General features: G+C 39.9%; 7 protein-coding genes. 2 read left to right on the forward strand and 5 right to left on the reverse strand.

Translation table 11 applies throughout. From position 1 onward, the window contains the following. Positions 1-2: 2 nt before the first annotated feature. The 3 genes from ACTB0Y_RS09570 to gdhA all read right to left on the reverse strand — a co-directional run bounded on the left by ACTB0Y_RS09570 (position 3) and on the right by gdhA (position 3,971). On the reverse strand, positions 3-1,034 hold the full coding sequence (locus tag ACTB0Y_RS09570; RefSeq protein ID WP_463206597.1) for an efflux RND transporter periplasmic adaptor subunit: 1,032 nt from the start codon (positions 1,032-1,034) through the stop codon (positions 3-5). Beyond that, positions 1,024-2,409: a TolC family protein gene (locus tag ACTB0Y_RS09575; protein ID WP_463206598.1), complete on the reverse strand. Its 1,386-nt coding sequence runs from the start codon at positions 2,407-2,409 to the stop codon at positions 1,024-1,026. The genes ACTB0Y_RS09570 and ACTB0Y_RS09575 overlap by 11 nt, the downstream gene beginning before the upstream one ends. 209 nt (positions 2,410-2,618) lie before the next feature. Continuing rightward, entirely contained in the window at positions 2,619-3,971 is a 1,353-nt protein-coding gene (gene gdhA, locus ACTB0Y_RS09580) for an NADP-specific glutamate dehydrogenase (protein WP_463206599.1), read from the reverse strand. Positions 3,972-4,213: 242 nt separating this feature from the next. Here gdhA and ACTB0Y_RS09585 point away from each other — a divergent pair, with 242 nt between their 5' ends. Next, complete coding sequence (locus tag ACTB0Y_RS09585; RefSeq protein ID WP_463206600.1) at positions 4,214-7,699, forward strand: PEP/pyruvate-binding domain-containing protein; 3,486 nt, start codon at positions 4,214-4,216, stop codon at positions 7,697-7,699. A 289-nt stretch (positions 7,700-7,988) separates the two neighbouring features. Continuing rightward, positions 7,989-11,219, forward strand: a complete 3,231-nt coding sequence (locus ACTB0Y_RS09590) for an FAD-dependent oxidoreductase (protein WP_463206601.1) — start codon at positions 7,989-7,991, stop codon at positions 11,217-11,219. Positions 11,220-11,385: 166 nt separating this feature from the next. Here ACTB0Y_RS09590 and ACTB0Y_RS09595 read toward each other — a convergent pair whose 3' ends face one another. After that, the gene (locus ACTB0Y_RS09595; protein WP_463206602.1) at positions 11,386-11,898 is read right to left on the reverse strand and encodes a hypothetical protein; all 513 of its coding nucleotides are present in this window, start codon (positions 11,896-11,898) and stop codon (positions 11,386-11,388) included. 544 nt (positions 11,899-12,442) lie between these two features. Then, a complete protein-coding gene (locus ACTB0Y_RS09600; RefSeq protein WP_463206603.1) occupies positions 12,443-12,904 on the reverse strand; it encodes a YehS family protein in 462 nt (153 codons plus the stop codon). Positions 12,905-12,999 lie beyond the last annotated feature (95 nt).

Genomic DNA, 12,999 nt, shown 5'->3' on the forward strand with positions numbered 1-12,999 from the left:
TTTTAATCTTTTTCTATAATTTTTACCGGCTCTCCTGCTGACACAAAACTTTTACCTTTTGTAATTACACTGTCACCCTTGTTCAATCCGCTTTTTATGTACATATTTTTTTTGTCTGTGCGGTCTATTTGCACAGAGCGATATGCGGCTTTACCATTTTTAACAACATAAACATGCCCTTGTTTCCCACTTGCTTCCACAAGGCCGTCGACAGGTATTTTGAAATAAGGTTGTTGCTTTCCCGGAAATATTTTTACACGGCCAATCATACCAGTAGTAAGCGGCAGAGTGGCTTTTGTAAAGACCAGTTTGGTTTCATAAGTACCGGTATATTTTTCAGCTACAGGACTTATTTGTTCAATACGAGCCGGAAAATTTTTGCCGGGATGAGCATCTAAAGATACCGTTGCACTATCTCCTTTTTGCAACAGAACCCATTCCCGGTCGGTTACCTGAGCGACAATGCGGTGTTGTTTTTCTGTTGTTCCCAAAACCAGGACTGGATATCCCGCACCAATAATTTCACCGGGCTGCGCCAATTTTTTTAATAAAATACCTTCGCGTGGTGCTTTTATTACAGCATACCGACGATTAAACCTGGTCATTTCCAGATCGGCGCGTGCCACCTCAAGGGCAGTTTGAGCATTTTGCCATTGCTCCAGCGTTGCTACACTGTCGTTGTATAAATTATTTACACGTTCAAAGTCGCGATTAGCCTTTTCTAAAGCAAGTCGGGCCTGCTTTAACCTGGAGTCAATTTCAACTGTATTTAAATACGCCAGGGGTTCCCCCTCCGCCACCTGATCGCCAGTTTCAACTTTAATGCGATCGATAATACCTCCGATTTTAAAACTGAGCTTCAGGTTTTTATCTGCCTGGATAGTCCCTACGGTGCGAACCGGCTTCTGTAAGTTTACCGCTTCTACCTGTTTTATTGCAACCTGGCGTAAAGCCTGGCTTTTATTGTCCGGCTTATCCACCTCACAGCCCATTAATGAAAACAACAAGGCCATTAAATAAAGTTTATTCTTCATATTGATCATATTTTTGATCGAGGTTTACTTGTGCAGCAGCTTTTTCCAGCAATGCCTTCTTTATAAAAAAATCATATCGGGCAATAACCTGTTCTTCCTGTGCAATGCGAAATTTTTCCAGTGCATTGGTGTGTTCCAGTTGAGTTACCATCCCTTGTTTGTATTGTTTATTTACAATCTCCCAGGTGGCTCGTGTGGTTTTAACCTGTAAAGATTTTGCGTGGTATTTTTTATACGTTGCCCGTAAGCTATAATAGGCGTTAATAACCTCTATATCTATTTGTTTCTGTACTTTTTCTTTTTCTAACTTCGTTTTTTGGTGCGCAATACGGGCTTCCTCTATTTTAGAACTGCGTCTCATCCCCTGAAATAGTGGCCATTGAAGCACAAGTGAAGCAATGTAAAAGTCATCATCACCTTCAAACTGGTAATGTTTACCCTGAAAACCATAATCAAAAATAAATGTTAATTCCGGCCAATAGTTTGAATGCATTAACTGTTTATTCAAGCGACTTGCTTTCGTTGCAGCATAGAGCTGATCTATTTCTTCCCTTTGAGATGCAGTTTGCTGGAAAGAATCAATTCTATTTATGGGCATAATGGTATCAAAGACTCCATTTTTTTCAATTTCAGCATCGAGTGTTTTATTTAGCAGGAAGTTGAACCATGCTCCGGACTTTTGTTTTTTTTCCTCTGCTTCGGCATAAGCCTCCTCCCATTCAGCAAGGCGTGTTTCTGACTTCAATACATGATCAAAGGTTACTTTCTGATTTTGATATAATTTTTTATTTACATGCAAATTTTCGTCTAAAATGCGTTTTGTATTCTGCAACACATCCATTAACTCCGCAGTTTTCAAATAATTAAAATAGGCTTGTTTTATTTCAGACACGAGTTTTCGGGCATAAGCATCGCGCCCGTATCTTTTTACATTACTCATGGATTCCTTAATCTGGTGATTGTAATAAATTTCACCATTAAAAATGGGTTGTGTTAGCCTCACTTTGGTTTCGTGCTCCTGTGTTCGTAAAAAGTCAAATTGCTGGTTTTCAATCTGGGAAAACATGGTCGTTCCGGTAAGTTGGTTTAAGGTGCTGTATACAGGGTTAAGCATATCTCCCACTGGAAGGTCGATTGTACGACCGCCGTCGGCTTTAGAAAATCTGGCATTTACTGTTATTTCAGGCCAATAATAGCTTTTAGCTTGCTTAATGACTTCCAGACTTTTTTGGTAGTCGAGTGTTTTTTGTTTTAAAACTATATTATTTTGCAGACCTTCATGTACATATTTATCCAGCATAGTTGACTGGCCAGCAGCGCCTATGGCACAAAAAACAGACATCAGAAAAGGAAAATATAACCGGTACAACCTCATAGATTTATTGTTCTTATGGCGGAACGAATTTACGAAGGAATTGGGTTACGAAAAAATGTCTGTGTTGATATTTGTGCTTTGCCCCTTGGTTTTCGAGATTATATGCTTATACAAATGACATGTAAAAAATAAGCCCCACTTCAGGCGGAGCTTAATGACAGGTTCTATAAAGTTATCTCAATTCGATATAACAAATATAAAAATAGTTGTTAAATGATACCCTGATCGAGCATAGCATCAGCAACTTTTACAAATCCACCAATATTAGAACCTTTTACGTAATCGATCGTACCATCGTCACGTTTTCCAAATTTTACGCATGTAGAATGGATATCTTTCATAATTTTTTGCAACCTGTTATCCACTTCTTCCCTGCTCCATGGCAGGCGCATACTGTTTTGGGTCATTTCCAGCCCCGAAACAGCTACTCCACCTGCATTTGCCGCTTTACCCGGGCCATACAGTACCCGTTTTTCCTGAAAAACCTCAACTGCTTCAGGTGTAGTAGGCATATTGGCTCCTTCCGAAACCACATAGCAACCATTTGCTACAAGTGTTTTGGCTTCATCTTCATTAATCTCATTCTGCGTTGCACATGGCATGGCCACATCACATTTTACACTCCAAGGACGCTGAGCATCATGATATTCAACTCCATACTTACTGGCATATTCCTTTATTCGACCACGTTTTACATTCTTAAGATGCATAACAAAATTCAATTTCTCTTTATCAATCCCATTTGGATCATGAATAAATCCACTACTGTCTGAAAGCGTAATGACTTTGCCACCCATTTCAGTTACTTTTTCTGTAGCAAACTGCGCCACATTACCAGAACCTGATACAGCAACCACTTTTCCTTTAAAACTTTCTTCACGGGTCTTTAACATCTCTTCGGCAAAATAAGTAGCTCCGTAGCCGGTAGCTTCGGGTCTTATAAGAGATCCGCCCCACTCCTTGGCTTTGCCGGTAAATACACCTACAAATTCATTTCTGAGTTTTTTATACATACCGAATAAGAATCCAATTTCACGGCCACCTACGCCAATATCACCTGCCGGAACATCTGTATTGGGTCCTAAATGACGATGTAACTCATTCATAAAGCTTTGACAAAAGCGCATCACTTCATAATCAGATTTCCCCTTAGGATCGAAATCCGAACCTCCTTTACCACCGCCCATTGGTAAAGTAGTAAGTGAGTTTTTAAATACCTGTTCAAAGGCTAAAAATTTCAGGATGCTCAAGTTCACCGTGGGGTGAAATCGCAATCCACCTTTGTAAGGCCCAATGGCGCTGTTCATTTCAATTCTATAGCCGCGGTTCACCTGTATATTGCCTTTATCATCGACCCATGGTACGCGGAACAAAATCATGCGCTCCGCCTCTGCAATACGTTCAAGGACCTTTGCCTCCTTGTATTGCGGATTTTCTTCAATGAATGGGATTAATGATTCGGCTACTTCTTTAACCGCTTGCTGAAATTCCTCTTCACCCGGATTTTTCATTTCAATCCTGGACATGAAGACATTTAGTGCTTGTTGATGCATGTTTTCCATAAGGTAAAATTTTAGTTAGCACTTTCAATTTACAGTATAAAATCGATAAAATCAAACATATTTTAACTGATTCATAGTATTTTGTATAAACAGAAAGAAGTTAGGATTCCTTTTTCTGTTTTTCAATGCGATACCGTACCTATCAATCTTATTCTATAGGTTTTTTTGTCATTGAACTCCAAAAAATGTAAATTGAAAAAGTTAATCTTGTTTAGGACTATTAATGCATAAAAGTGCACCAAATGAATCAAAAAAGTGATCAGGAGAATAACAGAGGTTATGGAGACATTGAAAAAGACCTAACCCGTCAACAATACGAAAAGCTCAAAGCAGAAAATAAAGAACGACTCAAGGAGTTGGCATGCATTAATGAAACTACACAAATTCTCAAGCGTGCAAAAAATATAGAAGAGGCCATGCAAAAAATTACACAGTCCATTCCTCGAGGTATGCAATATCCGGAAGATACCACTGCACGTATTACCTATGATGGTAAAGTTTTTACCAGTGTAAATTTCAGGGGTTCGCAATGGGTACTGCGACAAACCTTCGATACAATTGACAAACGTGTTGGGGCAATAGAAATCTTTTACACACGCAAGCATCCTGATATAGATGAAGGTCCATTCCTTAAAGAAGAACGCGATTTAATTGACAACCTGACAAGTCTTTTTAAAGGTTACCTCGATGGCGATATTGCCAATAAAATGAGCAGACCTAACCAAATTTACAGCTCGCCTGAAACCATTTCTGTAGAAAAACCCCGTAGACGAAAATTATTACAGTTATTCCTGAATCGTAACAATTACAACAGGGACCTTTATCACGACCTGATGCCTTTTAAAATAAAAGAAATTATACTCGTTGCCAGCCTTTACGATGCTTTCAGTATTGAAAGTGGTGGCCGTTTTTCAGAATATGTTTTGAGGCAATACGAGCGGCTTAACCTTACCTCAGTTCCTCGCATTACAGGAGTTTCTGACCCCGAAGAGGCCATGGAGCATTTACGCAGTAAACACTACGACATGGTTATAATGATGGTTGGACTCGATACCAGAAGACCCTTCAATTTAGCAGCACGCATAAAAGAATCTTTTCCATATTTGCCCGTATTTGCTTTGCTCAATAATAATGAAAACCTGCTTAGACTCGAAGAACGCAGAAAAAAAACGCCCGTAATCGACAAGATTTTCGTTTGGAAGGGCGATTCAAGGGTATTTTTTACCATGATCAAATTAATTGAGGATAAAATAAATGTAGACAATGATACCCGCCTGGGCCTGGTTCGTGTCATTATTTTAGTTGAAGACGCCGTTCCTTATTATTCACGCTATTTACCCATGCTCTACAATATTGTTATGGAACAAACCCGGCGCATTATTGATGACGTAAGTACGGATGACCTTTACAAAGTTTTGAGGCTCAGAACCAGACCTAAGATTTTGCTGGCAACAACCTATGAAGAAGCCATGAATATTTATGAAAAATATGGCAGCCAGCTTTTATGTTTAATTACCGATGTAGAATTTGAACGAGCGGGTAAGCTCGATAAAAAGGCAGGCCTAAAACTGGTAAAAGAAATAAAAACCGACCGAAAGGAACTACCAACCGTTATACAGTCTTCGCACGAAAAATATGCAGAAATTGCCGGTGAACTTGAATGTGCATTTATCAATAAACAGTCAGAAAGCCTCATGCAGGACTTGCGTACTTTTATTCTGCATAATCTTGGATTTGGTAATTTTGTATTCAGAAATATGCATGGGCAAGAAATAGCAGTTGCCAAAACACTGAGGGAATTTGAAAACCTGTTGCATACAGTCCCAGACGATTCCATTTTGTTTCATGGCAAGAAAAACCACTTTTCCCTGTGGTTAATGGCTCGTGGCGAAATACAGGTTGCTCATATTATTCATCCTGCGCAAATTGCAGATTTTCCCAGCACCGACGATTTGCGGCAATTTATCATTAATGTGCTTTCTAAGTTCAGAAATGAACAAAACAAAGGAAAAGTAGTACCTTTTCATGTCTCCGATATCGACGACGATACAAGCATAGTACTGCTGGGTGAAGGAAACCTCGGAGGTAAAGGCCGGGGGTTAGCTTTCATTAACACGCTGATTTATAATTACGATTTCTCACAACATGTGCCGGGTATCAATATTCGCACACCCAATACCTCTATCATTGGAACAGATGAATTTCAACAGTTTCTTGAAATAAACAAGCTCAATAAAACCGTTTATAATGAAAAAGATGAGAAAAAAATAAAAAAATGGTTTTTGAATGGTGAGCTATCAGCAAACCTGAAAGACAAATTATATAAACTGCTGAAATTTGTCGAAAAACCTATTGCCGTGAGATCTTCCGGTATGTTTGAAGATAGCCTTCATCAACCCTTTGCAGGTATTTTTGAAACTTATATACTGCCCAACAACCACAGCGATATTCTAATCAGGCTAAAACAATTAGAAAAAGCTGTGAAACTGGTATACGCCTCGGTATTCTCCGGATTAGCAAGAGGTTATGTGGAAGCCATAAGTTATAAAATAGAAGAAGAAATGATGGCCGTTATAATTCAGGAGGTTGCGGGGAACCAATTCGGAGACTATTATTACCCGCATATAAGTGGAGTAGCACAATCTTATAACTATTACCCTGTTTCACACATGAATCCCGAAGATGGAATGGCTGTGGCTGCCCTCGGTCTGGGTAAATATGTTGTTGATGGTGAAAAAGCTTACCGTTTTTCGCCCAAATACCCCCAAACTCTTGTACACTCTCTGAAAGATTTGTATAAAAATTCGCAGGTAGAGTTTTATGCGGTGGACATGAAACGGGATCAAATTGACTTTGAAAAAGGCGATATGGCCGGACTCATCAGGCTGGATATTGACGATGCTGAGATGCATGGTACTATAAAGCACCTGGCATCAGTTTACGAACCCGATGGAGACCGGCTTATGCCAGGCTTAAACCATGCCGGACCCAGAATCATTAACTTTGCCAATATTTTACAACACAACTATATTCCCCTGGCTAAAACCCTGCAGGCAGTTCTGGATATTGTAGAAGAAGCACTGGGCTCACCAGTAGAAATTGAATGGGCCGTAGACCTGAACAAAGATCAGGATGGCAAAGCTTCATTTTATTTATTACAAATAAAGCCACAAATAAGCACCTGGGAAGGATATTCAATTGATGAAGAAACACTTCAGGATGAAAAAATGCTACTTTATACCGATAAGGCAATGGGTAATGGCATAATAGAAGACATTGAAGATATTGTTATCATAGATCGCGAAAAATTCGAAAAATCCGGAACCATCGAAATGGCCAATGAAGTCAACCAAATCAATGAAACCATGAAAAAAGAGGGCCGGCAGTACCTGCTTATTGGACCGGGCCGTTGGGGTACACGCGATCGGTGGATAGGAATACCTGTAGACTGGCCACAGATATCTAATGCCAAGGTTATTGTAGAAACAGATATGGAGCGTTTTCCGCTTGATGCATCTTCAGGATCCCACTTTTTCCATAATGTAACCTCCATGAATGTGGGCTATTTCTCCGTTAACCAAAATGATAAAAAACAAATGATTAATTGGGAATTTATTGAAAATCAGCCGATTCAGCAGGAGCTGCATTACTTTAAACACTACCGGCTCAATGCACCAATTAAAATCATGATTGATGGCAAAAAACGCATTGGCGCCATAACCTATTAAATAGAAACAGCCAACTAACAAAGTTGATCAATAAAACCCAAAGCCAAGGATTTCCGGTCATTTCTTTTTAGCCAAACAATTTCTTTGTCAAAAATAGTGCAATAGAAACCCAACTGAATCTCGATGGCCTTTATTAGCCTAAATAACTTAGTTTTGTGCAGCCGATTTGTTTTTCATGCAGGTGTATTACTCCCTAACTATTTGCTTTGAAATTTTCAAACCCTGACAAAACTCATTGATTGTGTCGATTTATAATGCCACTTTAACAGCACAAATAAAACACATCGTTATGTATAAAATAACCGAGCACCCAATTTTAGATATCCCAAAAGGAAAGGAAGTATATTTCACATATAATGATCAGCAAATTAAAGCTCAAAAGGGCAAAACCATTGCAGCAGCTCTGCATCAGGCTGGCTATCCGGTTCATAGCCACAGTTTAACCAACCGCAATCGCAGCCTGGAGTGCGGTATTGGAAAATGCGGCGCCTGCGAAATGCTTGTCGATGGTGAAGTCAGACGAATTTGTATCACCAAGGTCGATGGCATTAAAGAAGTTTCTGAAATTCCCAAAGACTATGAACCATCAAAAACAGACTACCCGGACAAAAATCCCATTGAAGTGCATAAAACCACCGTTGCCATCATTGGAGCCGGGCCGGCAGGTTTGGCTGCAAGAGCAACTCTGAATGAACATGGCGTTGACAATCTTGTAATAGACAATAACGATACCATTGGTGGCCAGTTTACAATGCAAACACACCAGTTTTTCTTCTTCGAAAAAGAGAAAAAATATGGCGGTATGCGTGGCTTCGATATCCCCACTGAACTTACAATGGACAATAATGAAGGAATATTGCTCAATTCAACTGTTTGGGATCTTTTAGAAGGTAAACGTATAGCCATTAAAAATATTAAAACCGACAAAATTTATTATGTAGATGCTGAGCATCTCATCATTGCAACAGGCGCTGTACCTTTTATGCCATCGTTTGAAAACGATGACCTGCCTGGTGTTTATACCGCTGCTGTTGTCCAGAAAATGATGAATAATGAACTCACCCTGTTGGGAAAAAACATACTGACTGTAGGTGCAGGCAACATTGGCTACCTCACCTCCTACCAGGCTGTGCAGGCCGGCGCCAATGTAAAAGCGATACTTGAAGCACAGGACCGCGAAGGTGGTTTTCCTGTGCAAGCCAACCGGGTGCGGAGGCTTGGTATCCCGATTTATCTGTCGAATATGCTTGTGAAAGCTATTCCCAACGAAGACCACACGGGCATAACTGGCGCCGTGGTGGCAGAAGCAAAAAATTTTATGCCTGTTCCCGGCACAGAGCGAATTATTGAAGGCATTGATACCATTAATATTTGTACTGGTCTGGTTTCAGATGATGCATTATTGCGCAAAGGCAAAGAGGTGTTTGGTCGAAATGTACACGGGGCCGGCGATGCGATTCGCATTGGCGAAGGTACCAGTGCTGTACTTCGTGGTAAACAGGTAGCGTACGAGATTATGGAAGAGATGTCGCTCAGGTATAATTACGACGATTATCTGGCACTGTCAAAAGAATACATCGATTCTCAACAGCATCCTACAAAAGTTATTGAAGAGCCGGAGATGCCGGAACGGGAACGCATGCAAAAGCCTTTTGTGATAGCTGATTGCACATACGGATTTGCCTGCAACCCCTGCGCATTTGCCTGTCCACACGATGCTATAACCAAAACATCATCAAGTACGGTTCCGGTCATTGATTTCGATAAATGCGTGGGCTGCATGCAATGTGTAACGCTCTGCCCCGGTTTGGCCATTTTTGGTTACAACCTGAAAAAAGACTGGTTGTTTTTTCCGGTAGAATATGAAGTGAACCATGGAGAAGAAGTGGTTTTGGTTGATAATGAGGGAAATAGAGTAGGCGAAGGCATACTGGAAAAAATCATGAAGAAACCTAATAAAACAAATCTGGCACGAGTCAAATCAACAGATATTCATGGTGAAGATTTGGTAAATGCGCGTGGCTTTATAACCAAAGCAAACTACCCGGAACAGGTGGAATTTGCACAATCTTCCAACAATATTGAAAGTAAAGAATTTATTTGCCATTGCGATGATGTAACCATGGATGAAGTAATGAAAGTTATTGGCGACCGTAAATTTATTTCGGTAGACGAAATTAAGCACACAACTCGTCTGGGTATGGGTGCCTGCCGCGGTAAACGATGCATTAAGCGACTGAAAACTGCACTTGCAGGTTCCGGAATTCAGATTGTAGGAGAAGCTACACCGCGGGGACCAATGTCGAATCAGGTAAGCATGGGTGAAATATATCCAAATGACCTGCACGAGCAGACCATTCCGAATCTGAACGGACAAAAAATTGAAACCATAGAAACCAACGTATTGGTGGCAGGTGGCGGCATTGGTGGAAGCGCATTATTCCGGTACTTTGCCGAAGCCGGTGAAAACCCCATTCTTATAAATTACGAACGCGGCTCATCGTGGCGCAATATTGCAGGTGGCCGTCCGGTGTTCAGCGTACCGGAACTGGCCGATATTGCCGGCAATAACCGCAAAATATTTAAGGAGTTACAAGAAATTTCCAATATTCACCTAACAGACATTAATTATATTACGCTGGCACACGACCAGGCTACTTACGACGCGCTGGAAGCATCAAAAGCCTGGAGCAACGCCATGATGATTGAACCGAAAGACTTTCCAAAATACATAGCACCGGGATTCAGCACAAGCAATGATAAATATTTGGCTGCTCTGGTCACAAAAGACTGCTGGCAGGCCACACCGGGTTTGGTCATTGACCTGATTCGCAAAATCGGAATCGACCATGGTGGAATGATTCACGAAGATGCCAAACTCATCGACCTGGAAAAAACCGATAAAGGATACATTGCGCTGGTTAAAACCCACGAAGGCAAATACGTGAAGTATAAGGCCAAACATTTCGTAAACGCATTGGGTGGTAACGCGGGCGACTTCGCTGATATGATTGGCATTGACACCGGATTATTCCCGGTCAAACACCAGGCTTTTATTACACGCCGCCTGCCCTATTTAGGTGTGAATAATCAGCCGTTGAACATGGTTATAGACCGCAGACCTTACAAAGGTTTCACAGCCGTTTATGGCCAGCAACTTGCAGAAACCGGACAGATTATTGGTTGTGCCTCACCAGGTGTAGAACCTTTACAAACAGGCAAAAACCTCAAAATTAACGATAAGGATTTCCTTGAAATCGTTTCTGAGGTTTTTATAGACTGGCTTCCGGAACTTTCTTCTGTTGGATTCCAGGCTGTTTGGTCGGGGTATTATACCGAACCACACATGATTATTGACCCTTCAAGAGGCCTATTCGTCGGACTGCGCGGACAGGGCTTTATGCTGGGCATGTATCTCGCCAAAATGTATGTGGATGCGGTGACGGGCAAAAAAGCGCCGGATTACCTGAAAAGACTGGCCCTTGAAGGTGACGGTTTGCAGGAAAAAGCTTTTAAATAGAATCCAAATTGAGCGATTCCCACTCAACTTAGCAGGGTGTCTAAAAAGTCAAAAATCTAACGATTTCAAAACTTTTTAGACACCCTTGTTAACTGGCTTAATCAAGTAAAGCAACAACATGTGTAATCATCCCTAACAAACACATATTTTATGAGAAATGTTTTTTTTACCTGGGGTCAATGGCCTTTATCTCATCTATGGCCAATGCTTTAAACATGGCAACAGCTTGCTTTTTACTTATATCAGGACTTGCCGTGAGGCGTACAGCCATACCTTTATCAAAATACATTTTGAGGTCGTGTTGTCCGATGTATTCACGGTAATAAATTTTACCTTTTGCGGAATTAATAAGATCGCGTTTCTTTAGTTCTTTGCGTTTGGTTTTCTTGAATGTTTTGGGTGTATATAACCAAATTCCTACCTGCAAAATTGCCCCACCGTTACTCATATAACTTGTGCCGGCCCAATTAACCGTTTCACTTTTCCGGGTACTGAAGCCTGCCTTATTAATACCATCAGCAAGCGTTTTAGGAAATATTGACTCCAATGATTCCGGATTCTTAAGCTTTGATTGGTTGATTTGTGCAAACAAATCAGGGCAATTAAGCATCAAAACACCAATGATTAAAAACAAAACTATTGGCTGATTAATTCGTTGGAATAAAACTAAGTTCGTCATATCGCTATTTATTTTTATAAACCTGTTTCGGTTCTGCATTTTTAATGATCTGCAACTTTTTTGCATGCCTAAAAAAGTTTATACAATAGAAATTTTCAAATGTTTACGTCTAAATTTCGATTAACATTTGTTAAACACTGTACTTTAAATCTATTGTTGTAAAGAAAACAAGTTACAATTCGCCAGTTGCAACCTACCTATTTTCATACCTATAAATACGTAATTTCCTCATTGTCAAAAGTTAAAAATTACTTAAAATAATGAAATAATTTGACTTATAGCAATAAATGTAATAACTTACAATAATTAATTTGGAGCATTCTCTTTTTTGTTTTAGCCCGAAAGTTTATTCATTCTGGAAAGCTCCCAAAGATAAGGACATTAGAATAAATGTATTTGATAAGTTTAACGGGCTTTGAAGGCTTTACTAATAGTATGCAGTAAATATGTATTTAAGTTACTACATCCTCTCTAGTAATATTGAAAATTTTCCGGAATTGAAATAAGCCTTTGGGACGCCATCTTGAGAAAGGTGGCGTTTTTTTTATTTGCGGTGTTTAATTTGCAAACCCTTCAGGAAATTTCGTAAATACTGATCCTGGCAATCGCGGTATTTTTGGTGACCGGGTTTTCTGAAAAAAGCCGATAACTCAGGTTTACTTATTTTTATCCCGGCACGATTAAAAATATCAATCATATCTTCGTCGCGCAGGTTAAGGGCAATTTTAAGTTTTCGCAAGACCAGGTTATTATTTAGCCGTTTTTCCGGTATTGGCTGGGTGCCTTCCTTTTTACCGCGTTTAACATTGATTAGTCCATTCAGGAATGCTGCAAGATATTGATCAGAAATTTCGTGTTTCTCCGGATCATCATCTTTTTTTAACCACTCACTAATCTGCGAGCGGGTAACAACGAAATCAGCGTTTGAAAAAACCTTAATCATTTCATCATCACCAAAATCAAAAATATAGCGGATACGTCTTAAAATATCATTATTACTGGTCATAGGTAATACATTATTAGTACTCAAGACTTCAAAGTTAAGAAAACCATTGGATTTTATCTTGCTTCATCCGTTCACGTAATAAATGAATTTCGATG

Source organism: Salinivirga sp. (assembly GCF_055145285.1).

Coding starts and splice junctions, on each gene's coding strand:
- ACTB0Y_RS09570 (WP_463206597.1), bottom strand. CDS start 1,034: ATGAAGAATAAACTTTATTTAATGGCCTTGTTGTTTTCATTAATGGGC.
- ACTB0Y_RS09590 (WP_463206601.1), top strand. CDS start 7,989: ATGTATAAAATAACCGAGCACCCAATTTTAGATATCCCAAAAGGAAAG.
- ACTB0Y_RS09575 (WP_463206598.1), bottom strand. CDS start 2,409: ATGAGGTTGTACCGGTTATATTTTCCTTTTCTGATGTCTGTTTTTTGT.
- ACTB0Y_RS09585 (WP_463206600.1), top strand. CDS start 4,214: ATGAATCAAAAAAGTGATCAGGAGAATAACAGAGGTTATGGAGACATT.
- gdhA (WP_463206599.1), bottom strand. CDS start 3,971: ATGGAAAACATGCATCAACAAGCACTAAATGTCTTCATGTCCAGGATT.
- ACTB0Y_RS09600 (WP_463206603.1), bottom strand. CDS start 12,904: ATGACCAGTAATAATGATATTTTAAGACGTATCCGCTATATTTTTGAT.
- ACTB0Y_RS09595 (WP_463206602.1), bottom strand. CDS start 11,898: ATGACGAACTTAGTTTTATTCCAACGAATTAATCAGCCAATAGTTTTG.